At 58.5% G+C, this 21,455-nt stretch carries 19 protein-coding genes; 10 read left to right on the top strand and 9 right to left on the bottom strand.

Translation table 11 applies throughout. The annotated features are described in order from the left end of the window. Nucleotides 1-9: 9 nt before the first annotated feature. The 4 genes from AO353_RS04690 to yaaA all read right to left on the bottom strand — a co-directional run bounded on the left by AO353_RS04690 (nt 10) and on the right by yaaA (nt 5,672). Complete coding sequence (locus AO353_RS04690; RefSeq protein ID WP_054593906.1) at nt 10-1,179, bottom strand: alginate biosynthesis protein Alg44; 1,170 nt, start codon at nt 1,177-1,179, stop codon at nt 10-12. A gap of 35 nt (nt 1,180-1,214) precedes the next feature. Then, nucleotides 1,215-2,696 carry a mannuronan synthase gene (gene alg8 / locus AO353_RS04685; RefSeq protein WP_162491268.1) on the bottom strand — a complete coding sequence of 494 codons (1,482 nt, stop codon included), beginning with the start codon at nt 2,694-2,696 and terminating at the stop codon, nt 1,215-1,217. Between the two features lie 74 nt (nt 2,697-2,770). Further along, nucleotides 2,771-4,087 (bottom strand): nucleotide sugar dehydrogenase, encoded by a 1,317-nt coding sequence (locus AO353_RS04680; RefSeq protein ID WP_054593904.1) that lies wholly within the window; start codon nt 4,085-4,087, stop codon nt 2,771-2,773. Between the two features lie 805 nt (nt 4,088-4,892). Beyond that, on the bottom strand, nt 4,893-5,672 hold the full coding sequence (gene yaaA / locus AO353_RS04675) for a peroxide stress protein YaaA (RefSeq protein WP_054593903.1): 780 nt from the start codon (nt 5,670-5,672) through the stop codon (nt 4,893-4,895). A gap of 305 nt (nt 5,673-5,977) precedes the next feature. Between yaaA and AO353_RS04670 the strand changes: the two genes are divergently transcribed. From AO353_RS04670 to AO353_RS04645, 6 genes are all read left to right on the top strand, one after another. Beyond that, nucleotides 5,978-7,102 (top strand): polysaccharide deacetylase family protein, encoded by a 1,125-nt coding sequence (locus tag AO353_RS04670; RefSeq protein WP_054593902.1) that lies wholly within the window; start codon nt 5,978-5,980, stop codon nt 7,100-7,102. Between the two features lie 349 nt (nt 7,103-7,451). Next, nucleotides 7,452-8,843: a PhoH family protein gene (locus AO353_RS04665; protein WP_054593901.1), complete on the top strand. Its 1,392-nt coding sequence runs from the start codon at nt 7,452-7,454 to the stop codon at nt 8,841-8,843. Between the two features lie 152 nt (nt 8,844-8,995). After that, on the top strand, nt 8,996-9,469 hold the full coding sequence (moaC, locus tag AO353_RS04660) for a cyclic pyranopterin monophosphate synthase MoaC (RefSeq protein WP_054593900.1): 474 nt from the start codon (nt 8,996-8,998) through the stop codon (nt 9,467-9,469). Next, nucleotides 9,466-9,708 carry a MoaD/ThiS family protein gene (locus tag AO353_RS04655; RefSeq protein WP_054593899.1) on the top strand — a complete coding sequence of 81 codons (243 nt, stop codon included), beginning with the start codon at nt 9,466-9,468 and terminating at the stop codon, nt 9,706-9,708. Before moaC ends, AO353_RS04655 begins: the two co-directional genes overlap by 4 nt. A gap of 3 nt (nt 9,709-9,711) precedes the next feature. Then, nucleotides 9,712-10,164 carry a molybdopterin synthase catalytic subunit MoaE gene (moaE, locus tag AO353_RS04650; RefSeq protein WP_054593898.1) on the top strand — a complete coding sequence of 151 codons (453 nt, stop codon included), beginning with the start codon at nt 9,712-9,714 and terminating at the stop codon, nt 10,162-10,164. A 312-nt stretch (nt 10,165-10,476) separates the two neighbouring features. Continuing rightward, the gene (locus tag AO353_RS04645) at nt 10,477-11,253 is read left to right on the top strand and encodes an ABC transporter substrate-binding protein (RefSeq protein WP_054593897.1); all 777 of its coding nucleotides are present in this window, start codon (nt 10,477-10,479) and stop codon (nt 11,251-11,253) included. A gap of 176 nt (nt 11,254-11,429) precedes the next feature. Here the strand turns inward: AO353_RS04645 and AO353_RS04640 are convergent, their stop codons facing one another. From AO353_RS04640 to AO353_RS04620, 5 genes are all read right to left on the bottom strand, one after another. Further along, nucleotides 11,430-12,056, bottom strand: coding sequence for a helix-turn-helix transcriptional regulator (locus AO353_RS04640; RefSeq protein ID WP_054593896.1), 627 nt, complete (start codon nt 12,054-12,056; stop codon nt 11,430-11,432). Between the two features lie 89 nt (nt 12,057-12,145). Then, on the bottom strand, nt 12,146-13,273 hold the full coding sequence (locus AO353_RS04635; RefSeq protein ID WP_054593895.1) for an NAD(P)/FAD-dependent oxidoreductase: 1,128 nt from the start codon (nt 13,271-13,273) through the stop codon (nt 12,146-12,148). 124 nt (nt 13,274-13,397) lie between these two features. Next, a complete protein-coding gene (locus tag AO353_RS04630; RefSeq protein ID WP_054593894.1) occupies nt 13,398-14,354 on the bottom strand; it encodes an ornithine cyclodeaminase family protein in 957 nt (318 codons plus the stop codon). A gap of 128 nt (nt 14,355-14,482) precedes the next feature. Beyond that, nucleotides 14,483-15,958 (bottom strand): ATP-dependent RNA helicase RhlB, encoded by a 1,476-nt coding sequence (gene rhlB / locus AO353_RS04625; RefSeq protein ID WP_054593893.1) that lies wholly within the window; start codon nt 15,956-15,958, stop codon nt 14,483-14,485. Between the two features lie 96 nt (nt 15,959-16,054). Next, nucleotides 16,055-16,711: an alpha/beta hydrolase gene (locus tag AO353_RS04620; RefSeq protein WP_054593892.1), complete on the bottom strand. Its 657-nt coding sequence runs from the start codon at nt 16,709-16,711 to the stop codon at nt 16,055-16,057. A gap of 466 nt (nt 16,712-17,177) precedes the next feature. Here AO353_RS04620 and AO353_RS04615 point away from each other — a divergent pair, with 466 nt between their 5' ends. The 4 genes from AO353_RS04615 to AO353_RS04600 all read left to right on the top strand — a co-directional run bounded on the left by AO353_RS04615 (nt 17,178) and on the right by AO353_RS04600 (nt 21,339). Then, on the top strand, nt 17,178-18,209 hold the full coding sequence (locus tag AO353_RS04615) for an amino acid ABC transporter substrate-binding protein (protein ID WP_019691964.1): 1,032 nt from the start codon (nt 17,178-17,180) through the stop codon (nt 18,207-18,209). A 65-nt stretch (nt 18,210-18,274) separates the two neighbouring features. Then, on the top strand, nt 18,275-19,456 hold the full coding sequence (locus AO353_RS04610; RefSeq protein WP_054593891.1) for an amino acid ABC transporter permease: 1,182 nt from the start codon (nt 18,275-18,277) through the stop codon (nt 19,454-19,456). Between the two features lie 10 nt (nt 19,457-19,466). Next, the gene (locus AO353_RS04605) at nt 19,467-20,564 is read left to right on the top strand and encodes an amino acid ABC transporter permease (protein WP_054593890.1); all 1,098 of its coding nucleotides are present in this window, start codon (nt 19,467-19,469) and stop codon (nt 20,562-20,564) included. A 10-nt stretch (nt 20,565-20,574) separates the two neighbouring features. Then, nucleotides 20,575-21,339 (top strand): amino acid ABC transporter ATP-binding protein, encoded by a 765-nt coding sequence (locus tag AO353_RS04600; RefSeq protein WP_008053474.1) that lies wholly within the window; start codon nt 20,575-20,577, stop codon nt 21,337-21,339. The last annotated feature ends 116 nt before the right edge of the window (nt 21,340-21,455 follow it).

The raw sequence follows: 21,455 nt of genomic DNA, 5'->3' as shown, positions 1-21,455 counted from the left end.
GTCCTCCGCTTAAAGACCCGCGGCCATGGCTTTGTCGATCAGCCAGTTCAAGGAAGGGCCGCGGTTGCTGCTGACTTCTGCCGGGCGACCGGCGAAGGTGCTGTCCAGCGGTGCGTCAGGCTTGATCTGCACGCGGATGTCGGACGACAGGTCTTCGCTTTTCAGGCTGGTGCTGCTGACGATGGTGCCGGTACGCGTAGCGTCTTCGCCGGCGATCTGGAAGCTCACTTTCGTACCCGGACGCACGTCAGCGAACTGGCGATAGGAGAAGCGTGCTTCGACACTGGCCTGGCTGCCCTGCGGCACCAGTTTGAAGATCACGTCGCCTTTGCTGGCGTACTGACCGTCGGCGACCATTTGTTGGGCCACGGTGCAATCGCACGGCGAGGTGAGGGTGCCGGTCATCTGCTTGCCGAACAGCTCTTCAACCTTGGCCGGCTGCAACTGGTTTTCGTCCAGATGACCCTTGAGCACGTCGAGCATGCTGGTACTGAACGTCGCCAGTGGCGCGCCCTTGGCCGCAACGCCATCGGTCTTGATCAGGCTTTGTACGGTGCCGTCGCGAGGCATGGTGACGTTCATGCCGGAAACACTGACCAGACCGGCCTGGGCGTGGCTGACGAAGTACATGCCGTACACCGATTTGAAAACGAAGCCGAACGCTGCGAGGCCGACGACGAAAATCCCCAGGCTGAAGGTCACTGCCCGCAAGCGCCCGAAAGCGCTCATGCCGTGGCCACCGTCCTTGAGCTTGCGCGCCTTGGTGAAGTTGTCGCGTTGCAGGGTCGCCAGCACATCGCCCATGGTCACGATGTCACCGGACAGGTGCGACGTGATCAGGTGGCGCAGGGTCGAGATGTCCTGCGGTTCGAGATTCTGGAACTGGCAACCGGTGCGACCGGTCTGGCGGTCGAACGAGCGAATCTGTATCTCGACGTCCATGGCCAGGCCGAGGTTGTCGATCAAGAATTGCAGTCGGCCCTTGTGCACATCCCCGACCTTGAGCAGTACTTGGCCGGCATTGAAGCTCAGGCCACCGGCGGACAGGTCGATGAGGCGTGCGTCCACAGGCGTGCGGTCGGGTCCGAAGAAGCGCAACTTGGCCGGGATTTTCACTCGGGCGTGTTGGCGTTGGGCTTCGGATTCATGCACTACGTTGATGTTCGCGGCGGTATTCATAGGGGGTATTTCCTCGTTAATTCAGGCAAGGCAGGTCAGACCATCAACAGCAGCACGGCGACGAAGATGCTGCCGGCGGAGAAGGTCATGGTCCGAGACGACCAGGTGTTGAACCAACGTTGAAAGCTGGCCAGATCACGGGTCAATTTGGTGTCCTGACGGGTCCAGGACTGTTGGTCGAGGCGGAAGAACACGTAGATCTTCACCAGCGCGCCAACGATCTGGTTGTAATAAAGAATCGCCGGGTAGGCCGGGCCGATCTTGTGTCCCGAGCAGGAGAGCAACAGGGTCAGGATCAGGCGGGTGATGCCGATCCACAGCAGGTACACGAGGATGAACGCAGTGCCGTATTTGAAGCTGGCGATCAGTGCCACGGTCAGGCCCAGCAGCGAGGTCCACATCGACACGCGTTGGTCGAACAGCACCACCGAGGTGAACAGGCCCAGGCGTTTCATCCCCAGGCCCAGTGCCCGGGAGTTCTGCCGCAGATTGTTGCCGTACCAGCGGAACATCAGCTTGCGGCTGGCCTTGATGAAGCTCTTTTCCGGCGGGTGTTCAACGGTGTTGATCGCCGCGTCGGGCACGTAGAAGGTGTCGTAACCCAGGCGCATCAGGCTGAACCAGCTGGACTTGTCGTCGCCGGTGAGAAACTTGAAACGGCCCAGGCGCCAGTGTTGCAGCGAGTCGCTTTCGACGTCGGCGATGAAGTCCGGGTCGGTGACCACGCTGGCGCGAAATACCGACATGCGCCCGGTCATGGTCAGCACGCGCTTGGACAGGGCCATCGAGCACATGTTGATGTGACGCTGGGCGAAGCGCAGCTTGTGCCATTCGCTCATGATGTAGCCGCCGCGCACTTCGCAAAACTCGTTGGTGGTCAGGCCGCCGACATTGCCGAACAGCTGGAACCACGGCACGGTTTTACGTACTACGCCTTCGGCAAGCACGGTGTCGCCATCGATCACCGCCACGACCGCGCGGTCGTCCGGCAGGTGGCGCGAGATGGCGCGGAAACCGAAGGCCAGGCCATCGCGTTTGCCGGTGCCGGGGATGCGCACGAAGTCGAGCTTGACCCGGTCCGGCGGGTTCATTTTGGCCCAGAGGCTTTTCACCAACAGCTCATCGGACATTTCCACGATCGAGCAGACCACGGTGGTCGGAAGCTCGCACTCGATCGCTTCGCGAATCACCGAGCTGTAGACCTGGGCGGTGGTCAGCGCGTCGATACGAAAACTGGTGACCATCAAAAACACGTGGGACGGGTCTGCCGTCTTGCCGAGCTTGCGCACTTTGCGCCGCAGGTGCGGGTAGACCACGTAGAGAAACAGCATGCCGCGCAGAAAGTGCGTGGCACCCATCGAATAGCGCCAGATACCAACGGCGCCAATCAGGAAAATGAAGTCCTTGGACTGCGAGTCGAAAGTGCTCACAGGCAGCGCCATGGCGATGCCCATCAATAAACTGAGGTAAAACAGCCAACCGGCAGCCTGAAGTAGGCGGTGCTTTAGCCTGTGCATAATCTGCATCCATTGTGTTTCGGCGATGAGCAGTCGTAGGCGCTGGCAGAACCAGCGCCTACGGGGAACGGCGGTTACCAGCAGATACCTTCGGTGCGGCCACTGACGCTGGTGGCTTTGGACATGAAGCCGACCAGGTCGACCACTTGCTTGCCGTGCGGCGCGGTCTCGGCCAGGGCGCGGAACTTCTCGTCGCGGTTGCCGAGGATGATCACGTCGGAGTTGTCGATCACCGAGTCGAAGTCCGAGTTGAGCAAGGACGAGACGTGAGGAATCTTCGACTCGATGTAATCCTTGTTCGCACCGTGGACGCGGGCGTATTCGACGTTGCTGTCGTAGATGCTCAGGTCGTAACCCTTGCCGATCAGCATTTCCGCCAGCTCCACCAGCGGGCTTTCGCGCAGGTCATCGGTGCCGGCCTTGAAGCTCAGGCCGAGCAGGGCGACTTTGCGTTTGTCGTGGCTGGAAACGATGTCAAAGGCGTTCTGCACCTGGGATTCGTTACTGCGCATCAGCGAGTTGAGCAGCGGCGCTTCGATGTCCAGGGAGCTTGCGCGGTAGGTCAGGGCGCGCACGTCCTTCGGCAGGCACGAGCCACCAAATGCGAAGCCCGGGCGCATGTAGTACTGGGACAGGTTGAGGGTCTTGTCCTGGCAGACCACTTCCATCACTTCGCGACCATCGACGCCGACCGCTTTGGCGATGTTGCCGATCTCGTTGGCGAAGGTCACTTTGGTGGCATGCCAGACGTTGCAGGTGTACTTGATCATCTCGGCGACTTCGATGTCCTTGCGGATGATCGGCGCGTCGAGCTCTTCGTACAGCGATTGCAGAACGTCACCGCTGGCCTTGTCGAACTCACCGATGACCGTCATCGGTGGCAGGTCGTAGTCCTTGATCGCGGTGCTTTCACGCAGGAACTCAGGGTTCACGGCAACGCCGAAATCGACGCCGGCCTTTTTGCCCGAGCAGTCTTCGAGAATCGGAATCACCACGTTTTTCACGGTGCCCGGCAACACGGTGCTGCGGACCACGATGGTGTGGCGGGTGGTTTTGTCACGCAGGACAAAGCCGATCTCGCGGCACACCGATTCGATGTAGTTGAGTTCCAGATCGCCGTTCTTCTTGCTCGGTGTACCGACGCAGATCATCGACAGGTCGGTGTCACGGATGGCTTCTGCGAAGTTGGTGGTGCCGCGCAGACGACCGGTATGAATGCCCTGGGTCAGCAGCTCGCCCAGACCCGGTTCAACGATCGGAGATTTACCGGCATTGATCAGGTCGATCTTGTCTTTGGAAATGTCCACGCCAACCACGTCGTGGCCTCGTGCAGACAGGCAACCGGCACAGACTGCGCCGACGTAACCCAAACCAAATATGCTGATGCGCATCGCAATTACCTCTGTATTGATCACGCCATTAAAGGCGCGAAGTTAATAGTGTTCAGCGGTCGAAGTGCACTCGGAAGTGTGGACGGCAGGCGCCACAATACCGTGTGCAGGCATACTCAATTCCGAGTGTCTAAATAAGTGCACTCAAGGTGTGCGAAACTTGGCCTGATAGTGAAGGCGTGCCCTGAACTGCAGCCGGCATTTCTTTTGAATACCGTGGTGCAAAAGGCTGGTGGTACTTGAAAGTTGGCATAAAGCCAGCAATATCAAGCACTCAGATGCTCAGGTGAGCACGTTTACAGGGGGGGCAGCCTTGGCCTTGTAGGGGATAGTAATGGTGCGTTATCTCCTGTTATTGCAAATAAGTGGCCTGAAAGCAAAGTTGAATATGACAACTTGGCGATAGGGCCTGCACGCTGTGTAAGTTATCTCGTACACGCTCGGAGATAATCGTTACCGGTGGTATGAGCGGTGTATTTTCAGATAGTTCATGGCGGCTTATCCCGATTTTTGAAATTTTCTGAAATATTGCAAAAGATGGCACTGCTCTCATATTGATAGCACTTGCCGTTTCGACCTTTATTAATGGGGAGTTAATTAACGTGAATAGTTTTTTGCCACTACGCTTGAAAAAAATGCGTGCCACTACTGAAAAAATTCACGCTTGTCGAGTGAAAGAAATTTCATAAATGGAATTGATGTGTTTTTGGCGCCAAAAAAATGACGAATTGGGCGAGGGAGATGGAGGGGGAAACCACGTTTCGGCGCACGCACATTGATCAATGTCGTGCGCCATCGTGATGCTTTATTCGGGGGCGTGGTCGCGCAGGAAAACCAGGTTGTCGGGTTTCGACTGTTCGGCGCTGTAACGGTAACCCTGCACGTCAAATTGCTTGAGCGCAGCCGGGTCGTTGATGCGTTCCTGGATCACGAAACGGCTCATCATCCCGCGGGCTTTCTTCGCGTAGAAGCTGATGATCTTGTACTGGCCGTTCTTCAGGTCCTTGAACTCGGTGTTGATGATCCGGGCGTTCAAGGCGCTGCGTTTGACCGCCGAGAAGTACTCGTTGGAGGCGAGGTTGAGCAGCACGTCATCGCCTTGCTCGGCCAGGGCTTCGTTCAGCCATTCGCTGATTTGCGTGCCCCAGAAGGCATACAGGTCCTTGCCGCGGGCATTGGCCAGTTTGGTGCCCATCTCCAGCCGATACGGTTGCATCAGGTCCAGCGGGCGCAGCAGGCCGTAGAGGCCCGAGAGCATGCGCAAGTGTTGCTGGGCGTAGTCGAAATCGGCTTCGCTGAAGGTCTGGGCATTCATGCCGGTGTACACGTCACCCTTGAACGCCAGCAGCGCCTGCTTGGCATTGGCTGGCGTAAACGCCGGGGTCCAGCTGCCGAAGCGTGCAGCGTTGAGGCCGCCGATCTTGTCGGAAACGTGCATCAACTCGCTGATCTGTGCCGGGCTCAGCTCGCGCAATTGCAGGATCAGCTCCTGGGAATGGTCCAGGTATTGCGGTTGAGTGAAACGCTGGGTGGCCGGCGGTGTTTCGTAATCGAGGGTCTTGGCGGGGGAAATCACCATCAGCATGAAGTCGTCTCCTTTAATCGTGCGGGGATTCTAGGGGGTTGTCCCGGTTGACTCCAGCTATGGAAGTGATAGCTGATCGGTGGTGTCGAGTCCTTTGTGGCGAGGGAGCTTGCTCCCGTTGGGCTGCGAAGCGGCCCTGAAGTTTGCAACTTCATCATGTCAGGCAAATCGTGGTCGCTGGCTTTGCGACCGCTTCGCGATCGAGCGGGAGCAAGCTCCCTCGCCACATTGGGTACGCAGGCGCAGCAGGGAGGGTCGCAAGATCAGCTATAGTGCCGCGCGGGTTTTGTTATGGAGACATCCCTTTGCGTATCGCTTTACTGTTTTGTGCCTGGTTGTTCAGCGTGAGTGCCTATGCCGCGCCCAACGACCCTGCCACGCTGGACCGCAGCACCTGGCCGGAGCAACTGGGCAGCCCGACCCTGTTCGATGTCGCTTCACGTGCGGAAATCCTCACCTTCGCCCGGGCCTTGCTCGCCAGTGAAGCGCTGGATGAAGCTGCTTTAAAGCAGCGCCTGGGGTTGCGCATGATCAACCTCGAGTCGATCAACACGCTGCGCGCGCGTATGTGGAAGCGTTTGCTTGCCAACTATAACTTTGCCCAGCAGAGCTGCGATCAGGATGCGTCCTTCTGTTTTCTGGTCGAAGACATGGACACCCTGCGCGAGCAGGCCGCCAAGTTCGAACTCGGCGAAGACTCCTATTACGCCCGCTGGGCCGAGCCGAGCCGGCATTTTCACGAGCGCTATCTGGACGAACAATTGCGCAAGGCCGCGCTGTTTCCGCAGACCAGTAGCGAAGTCGAACTGTTTGGCGACTACGAGCGTAACGGCGATGAACTCAACGATCGGCTGTTTGTGCTGAGTTTCGATAGCGCCGCCAACCTTGCGCCGGACAACACAGCGTGGCTGGCCGAGTACCTGCGCAAGGCGAACCTGAGCGGGACCTTTTTTGTACTGGGCAGCGATATCCAGAACCGCTTGGCACAGCATTCGGTGGCCGAGCTGCAAACGTTGTACTCAAAGCAATGCATCGGGGTGCAGGGCTGGGAATTTCGCTCCCACAGCCATTGGCAGGATTGGCAGTACTCAGTGACTCGCAGCGTCGAACTGGTGAAGAGCAAACTGCCAGAAAACTTCGTGCCGTTGTTCCGCCCGCCGAACGGCCAGCGTCGCGCCGATGCGCAGGGTTTCTTCAAGGCTCAGGGGGTGCAGGTTGCGCTGTGGGACATCGATCCTGCGGACGGCAGTCGGCAGCTCACGGCTGAGCAGAGCGCACAGCGGGTGCTGACATTGATGCTGCTGTGGCGCCACGGGGTGATCAATTTCAACGCCAAACAGGACGTGGTGAAAACGGCAATGCCCTGGCTGCTGATGCACACCGCGCAAAGCGGGATCGGCTGGGAAGATTGTCAGGAGGCTTTTCGCTGAAACGCGGAACCCAGTAAACAGTGGGGCAGGGGGAATTTCAGAAGGGATTTAGATACAGACGGACTTCCGACTTTAACGGTGCCGGCGCGGCGCGCCAAGGGCTTTTCGTCACTCTGAAAAATAAACTTCAAAAAAGCGTCAAAGTGCTTTTTTCTGTCATGGGTTTTGGAGTATTACGAAGACAGACCGCCGAAACCTGCAACACAGGTGGCGTCTTCCAAGACCCCGTGTGTGCAGTTCACTTGAGTCGTGCAGTTCATTTCAGTACGGCAGGTGAATTCGGTGGCCACTTCGAGGCGCAGCACTGTCATGGTATTGCGTCGACTGGCTCCCACAAAGGTGACCGAGTATGGATGATCACGGACGTAGCCCCTCCAACCTGCCAATCCTTTATGTACTCGATACCAACGTATTGATCCACGATCCAAACGCGCTCCTGAACTTCGAAGAACACCACGTTGCCATCCCGATGACCGTCCTTGAAGAGCTGGACAAGCTCAAGAGCGGCCATCACAGCGTTGCGGCCGAATGTCGTCAGGCCATTCGGCTGATCGACAACACACTGGGCGACGCCTCTCCCGAAGACGTTGAACAGGGTGTACCGATCCAGCGCGGAAAAAGCGGGCCCAAGGGTTTGCTGTCGATTCTGATGAGCAAGCGTACCGAGCCGAACATCGTTCTGCCCGAACACTTGAACGACAACATCATCATCAACCAGTTGATCGACCTGCACGCGCGGGACAAGGAACTGCGCGTGGTGCTGGTGACCAAAGACATCAACATGCGCCTCAAGGCCCGGGCCTGCGGGATTGCGGCCGAGGACTACAGCACTGACCAGTTGGTTGACGACGTGTCGTTGCTGCCCAACGGGTATCACAACATGACGGGCTCGTTCTGGGACCGTGTGAGCAAGGTCGAAACCCGTCAGGACCATGGCCGCACCTGGCACCAGGTGCAACTGATCGACAACCTGCCGGCCGTGCATATCAACGAGTTCATCATCGACGAACAGGGCTTTGTCGGCTGGATCAAGGAAATCCAGGTCGACAAGCTGCTGATCCTCGACCTGCATCAGGAACCCCTGTTGCACCAGGAAGCCTGGGGCCTGAAACCACGCGACATCTATCAGAGCCTGGCGCTGTACGCCTTGCTCGACCCGGACATTCACCTGGTCAACCTGTCGGGTGCTGCGGGTTCGGGTAAAACCATCCTGGCGCTGGCTGCGGCAATCGAGCAGACCATGGTCAGCAAACGCTACCGGCGCATCATCGCCACCCGTAGCGTGCAGGGGCTGGACCAGGAGATCGGTTTCCTGCCGGGCACCGAAGCAGAAAAAATGGAGCCTTGGCTGGGCGCCATCACCGACAACCTCGAAGCCTTGCACATGGATGACGAAAGTACCCATGGCAGCGTCGACTACATCCTCAGCAAAGTGCCGTTGCAGTTCAAATCCCTCAACTACATCCGGGGCCGCAGCTTCCAGCAAAGCCTGATCCTGATCGACGAATGCCAGAACCTCACGCCGCACCAGATGAAAACCATCATCACCCGTGCCGGCGCCGGTTCCAAAGTGGTGTGCCTGGGCAACCTGGCGCAGATCGACACCCCTTACCTGTCCGCGACCAGCTCCGGGCTGACTTACCTGACTGAACGCTTCAAGGACTTCCCCAACGGGGTGCACATCACCCTGCAAGGGGTGCCACGTTCGATTCTGGCCGAATACGCCGAATCGCATTTGTAAATGTCCCACCAGAACCGGGCGGCCCCAAAGCCGCCTGGTTTTTTATGCCCGACGACCATCCCCTCCTACAGGGGCGTATCGATTCAACAATCAAACTCGCGAAAAATTGACCCACGGGTTTACAATCGGGGCTCCTGATCAGGAGTAAGGCTGTGCTGACTCATCTCGATTCCCAAGGTCGCGCCAATATGGTCGACGTCACCGAAAAAGCCGTGACGTTCCGTGAAGCCACGGCCGAAGCGCTTGTGCGTATGCTCCCTGAAACCCTGCAAATGATTGTCAGCGGTGGTCACCCCAAAGGTGACGTGTTTGCCGTGGCGCGCATCGCTGGCATTCAGGCGGCGAAGAAAACCTCCGATTTGATCCCGCTGTGCCATCCGTTGATGCTCACCAGCGTCAAGGTCGAGCTCAGTGCCGAAGGCCTCGATGCGGTGCGCATCGTCGCCCGCTGCAAACTGTCCGGGCAGACCGGGGTTGAAATGGAAGCACTGACCGCAGCCAGTGTCGCAGCATTGACGATCTACGACATGTGCAAGGCCGTGGACCGTGGCATGGTCATCGAAACCGTGCGCCTGCTGGAGAAGCTCGGCGGCAAGAGCGGGCATTATCAGGTGGCCGATCAATGAAGCTGACAGTGAAGTTTTTTGCCCGTTACCGCGAGGCGCTGGGTGTTGATTCGTTGAGCGTCGAAGGTGATTTCGCTTCGGTCGACGATGTGCGCTTGCTGTTGGTGCAACGCGAGGGCGCCGAGGTGCTGAGCGAGCAGAACCTGATGTGCGCGCGTAATGAAGACTTGTGCCAGCTCGACGAACCGCTCGTCGATGGTGATGAAGTGGCGTTTTTCCCCACCGTTACCGGAGGCTGATCCATGGCGATTCGCGTGCAGTCCACGGCGTTCGACCCTGGCGCTGAAGTCAATGCGATGCACGCGGCGAATGTCGGCGTCGGTGCGGTGGTGAGTTTTGTCGGTTATGTCCGCGACTTCAACGACGGGCTCGATGTGGCCGGGATGTTTCTTGAACACTACCCGGGCATGACCGAAAAGGCCCTCGGCAAGATTGCCGTCGAGGCCGAGCAACGCTGGCCGCTGCTCAAACTGGAAGTGCTGCACCGCATCGGCGCATTGGAGCCGGGCGAACCGATCGTTTTCGTCGGCGCGGCGAGTGCCCATCGCCAGGCGGCATTCGACGCCTGCGCCTTTGTTATGGACTACCTGAAAACCCGAGCACCGTTCTGGAAAAAAGAAACCACCAACGACGGCCCGCGCTGGGTGGAAGGGCGCGACAGTGATCACGCGGCGGCTGATCGCTGGAAGAAGTAGTCCCTCAGCGCTCTTGAGTACGTCATCGCGGGCAAGAACTAGGCGTCCCCCCGCTCCTACAGGTGTTGAGTCGACCGCGTATTCGCGAACGACATAAAACCGTAGGAGCAAGGCTTGCCCGCGATGAGGCCAACAGACGCGCCCAAACTCTCTCTGATTCACCGCCCGACCAAGGGCGCAAAGAACTGCGCACGCCCGATTGACGGAAAATACATAAAAGTCCAGTATGGAATTATAAGTACAAAAAAAGGCGTTTCCCGTTTCACTTTCTTCTGTCTTGCCAAACCAACAACAACCCGCGAGAAAACGAACATGAAGAAGCTCCCCCTGATCGGTGGCCTGGCCCTGAGCCTGTTGGCGTGCAGCAGTCTGTTTGCCGCCGAGAAAACCCTGCGCATTGGTATCGAAGCGGCGTATCCGCCGTTTGCCTCCAAGACTTCGGATGGAAAAATCACCGGTTTCGACTACGACATCGGCAACGCGTTGTGCGCCCAGATGAAGGTCAAGTGCGAGTGGGTCGAGGGCGAGTTCGATGGTTTGATTCCTTCGCTCAAGGTGAAGAAAATCGACGCTGCGCTGTCGTCCATGACCATTAACGAAGACCGTAAAAAGTCGGTGGACTTCACCCACAAGTACTACTTCACCTCATCGCGGCTGGTGATGAAAGACGGTGCGGTGGTTGATGACCAGTACGCAAGCCTCAAGGGCAAGACCATTGGTGTGCAACGGGCAACCACCACCGACCGTTACGCCACGGAAGTCTTCGAGCCCAAGGGCATCAAGGTGGCGCGCTACAGCAACAATGAAGAGATCTACATGGACCTGGCCGCCGGGCGTCTGGATGCCATTTTCGCCGATACCATTCCGCTGAGCGACTTCCTGTCGATGCCGCGCGGCAAGGGCTACGCCTTTGTCGGGCCGGAGCTCAAGGACCCGAAATATGTGGGTGAGGGCGCCGGGATTGCGGTGCGCAAGGGCAACACCGAATTGGTTAGCCAACTGAACAATGCCATCGATGGGATTCGCGCCAATGGCGAATACCAGAAGATTGAAGCCAAGTACTTCAAGTCGGATATCTACGGCGATTGATTGATCTGTGGCGAGGGAGCTTGCTCCCGCTCGGCTGCAAAGCAGTCGTGAACCTGGCAAGCGCTTTGTACCTGACAGAGCGCACTGCCTGAATTCAGGGCCGCTTCGCCCGAACGCGGACCGGCCCACGGGAGCAAGCTCCCTCGCCACACGGCTAATTTCAACCTTTTAAGGTTTTAGACTTTCAATTCTTTCAAATGTTTGTACACCGTCGCCCGTCCCATGTTCAGCACGTTGGCTACATAGTTGGAGGCGCTTTTGCCTTTGAAGGCGCCTTCGGCGTGCAACGCCAACACCAGCTCGCGTTTGTGCTCGCGAGTCAGCATATTCAGACCCAATTGTCGCTCTCGCAGCCAGTTATGCAGGAAGGTGTTGATGCGCTCCTGCCAGTCGTCGCGAAACAGCGCGTCAGGTTGCGGGATCAATTTACTCGGTGAGAGAAACAGATCCAACGCCGCCTTGGCGTTTTCAAACAGCGAGATATTCAGGTTGATGCACAGCACGGCAATCGGACGCCCTTCGCTGTCGCGCAGCACGCTGCTGAGGCTGCGGATCTTTTGCCCATCCCAATTGAGCTTTTCGTACGGTCCGATATTCCGCTCGCTGACTTCTTCGCTGAGCATGTCTTCCAGTGCGGCATCGTCACCGACTTCACGCTTGGACAGGTTGTTGGCGATGTAGTCGATTTTCTGCGTGCGCAGGTCGTGCAGCACCACCTCGGCGTGGGGGAAAAACAGCGTGGCAATGGCGTCGGCGATCGCCCGGTAGTTATCCAGTGCGGGATCTTGAAGAGGTGGGGTCATGGGTGTTGCTCCAGGCAATCAGCGCCCTGTAGAAAAAGGGCGCTGGGAGTTTGCCGTAATCGGGGGCAGACGTCACCCCGCAGGCAGGTTCAGCCAAGGCGGGAAGGGGAGAGCATCGCGGCGCTGAGGCCGAAGCGGCTGAGTTGTTCCGGCAAGGCTTCGCCACGAACCAGCGCGGCACTGGCCTGGCCCATGGCGGGCGAGGTTTGAATGCCGTAACCGCCCTGCGCAGCGACCCAGAACAGCCCCGGTACATGCGGATCGAAGCCGCTGATCAGATCACCGTCGCCGACAAAACTGCGTAAACCCGCCCAGGTGCGGGTTGGTCGACGGATGGTCAGGGTGGTGGCTTCTTCGATCTGGTAAATGCCCATGGCGATGTCCAGCTCTTCGGGCTGCACGTCATGCGGCTCGACCGGGTCGGCATTGGCTGGCGAACCGAGGAACATTCCGGCATCGGGCTTCATGTAGAACGATTCGTCGAGGCTGACCAGCATCGGCCAGTCGTGGATATCCACACCTTCGGGGCCGGCGAAGATGAAGGCTGCACGACGTTTGGGGACCAGGCCCAGAGGTTTGGCGCCGGCCATCTCACCGAGTTGGTCGGCCCAGGCGCCGGCCGCATTGATGATGATCGGTGCGCTAAAGGTCTGCTCGGCGGTTTTCACGTGCCAGAGGTTGTCGGCATCGCGCGTCAGGCTCAGGACTTCGCTGTCGGTATGCACTTCGCCTTGGTTGCGGCGGATGCCGCGCAGGTAGCCTTGATGCAGGGCATCGGTGTCGATGTCCGTGGCGGTTGGGTCGTAGATCGCTCCGTGAACCTTCTCGCGACGCAGGATCGGCATGCGGGCACAAGCTTCGTCGGCGCTGAGCAGTTGCATCTGCGGCACGGTCGCCTTGGCGCTCAGGTACTGATTGTTCAACTCGTTCGGGTCGCCAGTGAAGTCGACCGTCATCTCTCCACGCGGGGTCAGCAGCGGGTGTTCGCAAAAACCGGCAGGCGGCGCATCGAAGAAGTCCCGGCTGGCCTGGGTCAGTGCGCGCACTTGCGGCGTACCGTAAGCGGCGGTGTACAAAGCGGCCGAACGCCCGGTGGAGTGATAGGCCGGGTGGGATTCGCGTTCGAGCACGATTACCCGACCGTGTCGTGACAGCCAAAAACCGCTGGAAGCACCGGCGATACCACCGCCGATGATGATGAAGTCTGCCTGGGTCATAAACGTCTCCTGTGGGGGGATGTAGGAGCAAGGCTTGCCCGCGATAGCATCGCCGCAGGTTTATGACAAACCGCGGCGTCTGCATCGCGGGCAAGGGCTAGGCGCCCCCCCTGCTCCTGCGGATTTAGGCCGGTTGTTTTTGTAGATGATAAAGGGCATTGGCCAGGGCGATGTCTTCCAGGCCCAGACCGATGGAACGGAAGAATACATGGCGATCATAAGCCGGACGTGGCGTCTGTTCGCTCAGCAGTTCGGCCAGGTCGCCCGCAATCGCACTTTTGTCCCAGCCATGCTGTTCACTGGCAATCAGCATTTCGCCGGCGGAATCCGGAGTGGTCAGGCGATAGTCGCAATAGACCTGCATCTCGCTGAGTGTTGCAGGCGGCACCTCGTGGGCGCGCACCGCGTTAGTACTGATGGAGGTAATCAGTGTCGGTTTGCTCAGGGTCCGTGGGTCGATGACGGGACCGGCAGAGGAGGTGCAGAGCATGATCACATCGGCGTCCTGGATCGCGACTTCGCGGCTATCGAACACCTTCAAGCGTGAGTCGATGGCCGTCAGTTGTGCGAGCAAGTGCGGATCCCGGTTCGCCAGGTTCGGCGAATAGAGGCTGATGCTTTGCCATTCCCGCACGCTCCTCGCGTAATGCAGGTGAGCCTGGGCGACCGGGCCGCTGCCGATGATTGCCAGATGCTTGGCGTTCGGCGGGGCGAGTGCATCAATGGCGACAGCAGTGGTCGCGGCGGTGCGCGCGGTGGTCAGTTCACCAGCATCGCAGAGCAGCAACGGCTGGCCGGTGTGCATCGACATCAGCAGCGTCCAGGCGGTCACCAGGGGACCGTCCTGGCGCACGATGTAGGGCGAGGTTTTCACGCCGTATACACCGTCTTCGGCCAATACCCCGAGGTAGTTGATGAAGTCACCGGCGCCTTGCGGAAACTCCACCCATTGCTGGGCCGGTTGCACGGCCTGACCCGCGGCCAGATCGCGGAACAGCTTGCGCAGGATCTTCGGCACGTCGACTTGCTCAAGCAGTTCGCGGGCCTGGGGTTTGGCGATCACATAAGGTGTGCTGGGCATGCGGATGCTCCGTGGATTCGCAAATAAACTAATTTGTCCATTCTGGACTTATTGTTCCGTTTGGCAATATCCAGGCGCAAAAAAAGCGCAGTCCGTTTCCGGCTGCGCTTTGTCGTTGCGACGCGAGTTTAAGGGCGTTTGCGTTCAACCGCTCGCAACAGATGAGTCGGCGGGGTTTCACAACTGATCTTGCGACCCAGCAACGCCTCGATGGACGGTAGCTGGTAGGAGTCGTCTTCACCGGCAAAGCTGATGGACACGCCCTCGGCGCCAGCACGACCGGTACGACCGATGCGGTGTACGTAATCGTCTGGCACTTCCGGCAGGGTGAAGTTGATCACGTGGCTGATACCGTCGATGTGAATCCCGCGACCGGCAACATCGGTGGCCACCAGCACGCGGATCTTGCCTTCGCGGAATCCTTCCAGGGTCTTGATGCGCTTGTGCTGCGGAACGTCCCCCGACAGTTGGGCCGCGTTGACGCCGTCACGCACCAGGCGTTCTTCGATGCGCCGCACTTCATCCTTGCGGTTGGCGAAGACCATCACCCGTTCCCAGCCGTTGTCGGTGATCAGGTTGTAGAGCAGCTTGTATTTATCGGCGCCGGCAACGGCGTAGATGTGCTGTTCGACGTTTTCGCTGGCAACGTTCTCGGATTCGATCTCAACGATGGACGGGTCGGTGGTCCATTGCTTGGCCAGGTTCATCACGTCTTCGGTGAAGGTGGCGGAGAACAGCAGGGTCTGACGTTCGCTTTTCGGTGGGGTCTGGCGAATGATCTGACGCACTTGTGGGATGAAACCCATGTCGAGCATCCGGTCGGCTTCGTCGAGCACCATCACTTCGACCATGTCCAGGTGCACGTCGCCGCGCTGGTTGAAGTCCAGCAGGCGGCCCGGGGTCGCGACGAGGATGTCGCAGTGGCGGGCTTCGAGGTGCTTGAGTTGCTTGTCGAAGTCCATGCCGCCAACGAAGGTCATGACGTTGAGACCGGTGTACTTGGTCAGGTCGGCCGCGTCCTTGGCGATCTGCACCACCAGTTCACGGGTCGGAGCAATGATCAGCGCCCGTGGCTCACCCATGTAGCGCTCTTTTGGCGGCGGGGTTTGCAGCAGCTGGGTGATGATCGAGATCAGGAATGCGGCGGTTTTACCGGTGCCGGTCTGGGCGCGACCGATGGCGTCTTTGCCGGCCAGGGTAAAACCCAATACTTGCGCCTGGATCGGTGTGCAGTACGGGAAACCCAGGTCCTGGATGGCGTGCATCAGTTCCGGGGCCAACTTGAAATCATGGAAGCGGGTTTTGCCTTCCTGGGGCTCTACGACGAAATCTTCGAGTTTCCAGGCGACTACGGGCGGTTTCGGCGCACGTTCGCGGCGCGGTTGCGCAGGTTTTGGCGTTTCGCTGCGCGGTTTTTCCGCAACAGACTCGGCGGCCGGTGTGTTCGCGGGCGTATGTTTCGGTGCCGCGACAGCTGCGGTCCGGCCAGGCTGATGACCGTCGGTGCGGCTGCTGGGTGTGTGGGAAGGTGCGCTGGAGCTGGGCGCGAGCTGCTCAGCCTCGCTTTTACCGAACATTTTCTTGAGTGCTTTGAGCACGGTCATCTCATCAATTGGTTAAGGAATGTACGCCGGCCAGTGTAATGCAAGAAACCGGCGCGGCGTAGTGTGTTGCTCATACAGCTACAGGAAGTTTCTGTATTAGCGCAAGCGATCCGCGAGCCAGACGCCAATATCACGAATTTCTTCGGGTAACACTTCGTGACCCATTGGGTATTCCTGCCATGTCGCGGTGACACCACGGGTCTTCAAATGCTCGTACGCACTGCGTCCCATGGAGTTCTGCACGACATCGTCGTATTGGCCATGCAGGCACAGCACCGGGATCCGCTGTTGGCTGGCTGAAAGCTCCAGTTCATCGCTGAATGTCGGCGCATAGGTAGAGAGGGCAAGTACGCCACCCAGCGGTCCCTGCCATTTCAGGAAAGCGCTGTGCAGCACGACGGCGCCGCCTTGGGAAAACCCTGCAAGAAATATCCGCGAGGCGTCTATTCCGCTGGCTCGCTGCTCTTCGATCAGCGTTATGACGGTTTGGGCCGACACCTCCAGCTCTTCATGATTGATGCTCCGGGCGGGGCTCATGGCCTTGATGTCGTACCAGCTCGGCATCTCGTAACCACCGTTGATGGTCACTGCGCGGGTCGGCGCCTGGGGCAGGACGAAGCGGGTGGTCAACAGGCTTTCCTGCAGGGCTTCGGCCACCGGCAGGAAGTCATAGCGGTCGGCGCCCAGGCCGTGCAGCCATATAACGCAGGCATCGACAGGCTTGTTGGGCTGAAGAATCAAGGGCTCGGTCATGGTTGCTCCATTGTGGTGCGCGTACTCCCGGGCAGTGCGAGAAGATAGGGCGCGACTGGTTTGTTGGTTAATAAAATGTCGTGATTCTATAAGTTTTTCTATTGATCCATGGCTGAAACGCTTAAGCCACAACTATGGTACGGGCCTTGCTATGGGGAAGACGAAGTGATTGCTCTCAGCCACGGCGGTAACACTATCAGTCACTGTCGGCTGTGGGATAGCAAGAATCCGGTGATGGATGTTCGCCAGTGGCCGCTACGGGCTTCGCGAACGTAAAAGGGCTACAGCCCGTTCGGCCGATTGGTGAGAAGTGAGTTTTCCATTATGTGGATTTTCTCCTACTAGACTCATAGCTAAGGTCTTACGCCGCTTGACCCAAAGAAATGCCAACACGGGTTAACAGCGCCTCATAAGGGTGCGGCAGGACTCAAGCTCCGACACAACAAGAGCAAAACTGGAGGTTTGAATGAAGATGTTGAAATCCACCCTGGCAGTCGTGACTGCGGCCGCAGTACTCGGTGTCAGTGGGTTCGCTCAGGCGGGTGCAACCCTGGATGCGGTGCAGAAGAAAGGCTTTGTGCAATGTGGCGTGAGCGACGGTTTGCCAGGTTTTTCGGTTCCGGACTCCACCGGCAAGATCGTCGGTATCGATGCTGATTACTGCCGCGCCGTTGCCGCTGCCGTATTCGGCGACGCGACCAAGGTGAAATTCAGCCAGTTGAATGCCAAGGAGCGTTTCACCGCGCTTCAATCCGGCGAAATCGACATGCTGTCGCGTAACTCCACCATGACCAGTTCCCGTGACGCGGGCATGGGCCTGAAGTTTCCTGGCTTCATTACTTATTACGACGGCGTAGGCTTCCTGGCCAACAGCAAGCTGGGCGTGAAAAGTGCCAAGGAACTGGATGGTGCGACCATCTGTATTCAAGCCGGTACCACCACCGAGCTGAACGTGTCCGACTACTTCCGTGCCAACGGCCTGAAGTACACCCCGATTACTTTCGACACCTCCGATGAAAGCGCCAAGTCGCTGGAATCCGGTCGTTGCGACGTGCTGACCTCCGACAAGTCCCAGTTGTATGCACAGCGCAGCAAACTGGCTTCGCCTAAAGATTACGTAGTTCTGCCGGAAACCATCTCCAAAGAGCCTCTGGGTCCAGTCGTACGTAACGGCGACGATGAGTGGCTGGCGATTGTTCGTTGGGTTGGCTACGCCATGCTCAACGCCGAAGAGGCCGGTATCACCTCGAAAAACGTCGAGGCTGAAGCCAAGTCGACCAAGAACCCGGACGTTGCCCGTCTGCTGGGCACTGACGGTGAGTACGGTAAAGATCTGAAGCTGCCGAAAGACTGGGTGGTGAAAATCGTCAAGCAGGTCGGTAACTACGGCGAAGTCTTCGAGAAAAACCTCGGCAAGAGCACTCCGCTGGAAATCGACCGTGGCCTGAATGCGCTGTGGACCAACGGCGGCATTCAATACGCACCACCAGTGCGCTGATGGTTCTATCACCCGGTGGGCCAACCACCGGGTGATGTTCTGTTCCATTATTTCTGGGGCACTTCATGCAAAATTCAATCGGCGCACCAAAGCAGAGGCTCAGCCTCAGCGATCCGCGAGTGCGTGCGTGGCTGTTTCAGATCATCACGATTGTCGCGGTGATCTCGATGGGTTGGTACCTGTTCAACAACACTCAAACCAACTTGCAACACCGGGGCATTACCTCCGGTTTCAGCTTTCTGGAGCGCAGCGCCGGGTTCGGTATCGCGCAACACCTGATTGACTACACCGAATCGGACAGCTATGCCCGGGTGTTTGTCATCGGCTTGCTCAACACCTTGCTGGTGACCTTTATCGGCGTGATCCTGGCGACGATTCTGGGGTTCATCGTTGGCGTGGCACGGCTGTCGAAGAACTGGATCATCAACAAGCTGGCAACAGTTTACGTTGAGACTTTCCGTAACATTCCGCCGCTGCTGCAAATCCTGTTCTGGTACTTTGCGGTGTTCCTGACCATGCCAGGGCCACGCAATAGCCATAACTTCGCCGACACCTTCTTTGTCAGCAGCCGCGGCCTGAACATGCCGGCCGCGCAGATGGCCAACGGGTTCTGGGCGTTTGTGATCAGCATCGTGGTGGCGATCGTCGCCATCGTGCTGATGTGCCGTTGGGCCAACAAGCGTTTTGAAGCGACCGGCGTGCCGTTCCACAAGTTCTGGGTCGGCCTGGCACTGTTTCTGCTGATTCCAGCCTTGTGCGCGCTGATCTTCGGTGTGCCACTGCATTGGGAAATGCCGAAGCTGCAAGGCTTCAACTTTGTCGGCGGCTGGGTGCTGATTCCGGAACTGCTGGCCCTGACCCTGGCCCTGACGGTGTACACCGCGGCGTTCATCGCCGAGATCGTGCGTTCCGGGATCAACTCGGTCAGCCACGGTCAGACCGAAGCGGCACGTTCGCTGGGGCTGCGCAACGGCCCAACCCTGCGCAAGGTCATCATCCCGCAAGCCCTGCGGGTGATCATTCCGCCGCTGACCAGCCAATACCTGAACCTGGCGAAGAACTCCTCGCTGGCCGCCGGTATCGGTTACCCGGAAATGGTTTCGCTGTTTGCCGGCACGGTGCTGAACCAGACCGGGCAAGCGATCGAAGTCATCGCCATCACCATGAGCGTGTACCTGGCGATCAGTATCAGCATTTCCCTGCTGATGAACTGGTACAACAAGCGCATTGCGCTGATCGAGCGGTGAGGAAAAGCGCATGACGACTCATATTTTCAAACCTGACATGCCACCGCCAGGCACCAGAATCGGTATCTTGGCGTGGATGCGCGAGCACATGTTTTCCAGTTGGATCAACACGCTGCTCACGCTGTTCGCGTTCTACCTGATTTATCTGGTAGTGCCGCCGATCCTGCACTGGGCGATTCTGGATGCCAACTGGGTGGGCACCACGCGCGCCGACTGCACCAAGGAAGGCGCTTGCTGGGTGTTCATTCAGCAGCGTTTTGGCCAGTTCATGTACGGGTATTACCCGCCCGAACTGCGCTGGCGTGTCGACCTGACCGTGTGGTTGGCGGTCATTGGCGTGGCTCCGTTGTTCATCTCGCGCTTCCCGCGTAAAGCGGTGTACGGGCTGAGCTTTCTGGTGCTCTATCCGATCGTTGCCTACATCCTGCTGCACGGTGACATTCTTGGCCTGACCAACGTTGCAACCAGTCAATGGGGCGGCCTGATGCTGACCCTGGTGATCGCCACGGTCGGTATTGTCGGTGCGTTGCCGCTGGGGATCATGCTGGCGCTGGGGCGTCGCTCGAACTTGCCGGCGATTCGCGTGGTCTGCGTGACCTTCATCGAGTTCTGGCGCGGCGTGCCGTTGATCACGGTGCTGTTCATGTCCTCGGTGATGCTGCCGTTGTTCCTGCCAGAAGGCATGAACTTCGACAAGTTGCTGCGGGCCTTGATCGGGGTGATCCTGTTCCAGTCGGCCTACGTGGCCGAAGTGGTGCGCGGTGGTCTGCAAGCGATTCCCAAAGGTCAGTACGAAGCCGCAGCCGCGATGGGTCTCGGTTACTGGCGCAGCATGGGCCTGGTGATTCTGCCACAAGCCCTGAAGCTGGTGATTCCGGGCATCGTCAACACCTTCATTGCGCTGTTCAAGGACACGAGCCTGGTGATCATCATCGGCCTGTTCGACTTGCTCAACAGCGTCAAGCAAGCCGCCGCCGACCCGAAATGGCTGGGCATGGCCACTGAAGGCTATGTATTCGCGGCCCTGGTGTTCTGGATTTTCTGTTTTGGTATGTCCCGCTATTCCATGCATTTGGAACGCAAGCTGGACACAGGCCACAAGCGTTAGGAGTTTTGTGATGAGTGAAGCGATCAAACAGCCTGTGAGCCCTGAAGGCATTATTCAGATGCAGGGCGTGAACAAGTGGTACGGCCAGTTCCACGTATTGAAAGACATCAACCTGAACGTCAAGCAAGGCGAGCGTATCGTTCTGTGCGGGCCGTCCGGTTCGGGCAAGTCGACCACCATTCGCTGTCTCAACCGTCTGGAAGAGCACCAGCAGGGCCGCATCGTGGTCGATGGTGTAGAGCTGACCAACGACCTGAAACAGATCGAAGCGATTCGTCGCGAAGTCGGCATGGTGTTCCAGCACTTCAACCTGTTCCCGCACCTGACCATCCTGCAGAACTGCACGCTGGCACCGATGTGGGTGCGCAAGATGCCCAAGCGCAAGGCGGAAGAAATTGCCATGCATTACCTGGAACGCGTACGCATTCCAGAGCAGGCGCACAAGTATCCGGGGCAATTGTCCGGTGGTCAGCAACAGCGTGTGGCGATTGCCCGTGCGCTGTGCATGAAGCCGAAAATCATGCTGTTCGACGAACCGACTTCGGCACTCGACCCAGAGATGGTGAAAGAGGTTCTGGACACCATGATTGGTTTGGCCGAAGACGGCATGACCATGCTTTGCGTGACCCACGAAATGGGCTTCGCGCGGACCGTGGCCAACCGCGTGATCTTCATGGACAAGGGCGAAATCGTCGAACAGGCTGCGCCGAACGACTTCTTCGACAACCCGCAGAACGAACGCACCAAGCTGTTCCTGAGCCAGATCCTGCATTGATGCCGGGCTGACTCGCAAAAATAAACCCGGCCTCGTGCCGGGTTTGTTTTTTTCGATCAGGAAACCGAGATTACCGGCGGACCTCCGTCCGGGCGGCAGGTCACCTTGAGGTAAAT

The organism is Pseudomonas fluorescens, assembly GCF_001307155.1.
Classification (GTDB): domain Bacteria; phylum Pseudomonadota; class Gammaproteobacteria; order Pseudomonadales; family Pseudomonadaceae; genus Aquipseudomonas; species Aquipseudomonas helvetica.
Note: the sequence above shows the minus strand (reverse complement) of the source record. Positions and strands in the feature narration are given on the sequence as shown.

Bases quoted from the DNA above. Each gene is read 5' to 3' on its own strand.
- AO353_RS04690 (WP_054593906.1), bottom strand. From the start codon at position 1,179: ATGAATACCGCCGCGAACATCAACGTAGTGCATGAATCCGAAGCCCAA.
- alg8 (WP_162491268.1), bottom strand. From the start codon at position 2,696: ATGCACAGGCTAAAGCACCGCCTACTTCAGGCTGCCGGTTGGCTGTTT.
- AO353_RS04680 (WP_054593904.1), bottom strand. From the start codon at position 4,087: ATGCGCATCAGCATATTTGGTTTGGGTTACGTCGGCGCAGTCTGTGCC.
- yaaA (WP_054593903.1), bottom strand. From the start codon at position 5,672: ATGCTGATGGTGATTTCCCCCGCCAAGACCCTCGATTACGAAACACCG.
- AO353_RS04665 (WP_054593901.1), top strand. From the start codon at position 7,452: ATGGATGATCACGGACGTAGCCCCTCCAACCTGCCAATCCTTTATGTA.
- AO353_RS04655 (WP_054593899.1), top strand. From the start codon at position 9,466: ATGAAGCTGACAGTGAAGTTTTTTGCCCGTTACCGCGAGGCGCTGGGT.
- moaE (WP_054593898.1), top strand. From the start codon at position 9,712: ATGGCGATTCGCGTGCAGTCCACGGCGTTCGACCCTGGCGCTGAAGTC.
- AO353_RS04645 (WP_054593897.1), top strand. From the start codon at position 10,477: ATGAAGAAGCTCCCCCTGATCGGTGGCCTGGCCCTGAGCCTGTTGGCG.
- AO353_RS04640 (WP_054593896.1), bottom strand. From the start codon at position 12,056: ATGACCCCACCTCTTCAAGATCCCGCACTGGATAACTACCGGGCGATC.
- AO353_RS04635 (WP_054593895.1), bottom strand. From the start codon at position 13,273: ATGACCCAGGCAGACTTCATCATCATCGGCGGTGGTATCGCCGGTGCT.
- AO353_RS04630 (WP_054593894.1), bottom strand. From the start codon at position 14,354: ATGCCCAGCACACCTTATGTGATCGCCAAACCCCAGGCCCGCGAACTG.
- rhlB (WP_054593893.1), bottom strand. From the start codon at position 15,958: ATGACCGTGCTCAAAGCACTCAAGAAAATGTTCGGTAAAAGCGAGGCT.
- AO353_RS04620 (WP_054593892.1), bottom strand. From the start codon at position 16,711: ATGACCGAGCCCTTGATTCTTCAGCCCAACAAGCCTGTCGATGCCTGC.
- AO353_RS04615 (WP_019691964.1), top strand. From the start codon at position 17,178: ATGAAGATGTTGAAATCCACCCTGGCAGTCGTGACTGCGGCCGCAGTA.
- AO353_RS04610 (WP_054593891.1), top strand. From the start codon at position 18,275: ATGCAAAATTCAATCGGCGCACCAAAGCAGAGGCTCAGCCTCAGCGAT.
- AO353_RS04605 (WP_054593890.1), top strand. From the start codon at position 19,467: ATGACGACTCATATTTTCAAACCTGACATGCCACCGCCAGGCACCAGA.
- AO353_RS04600 (WP_008053474.1), top strand. From the start codon at position 20,575: ATGAGTGAAGCGATCAAACAGCCTGTGAGCCCTGAAGGCATTATTCAG.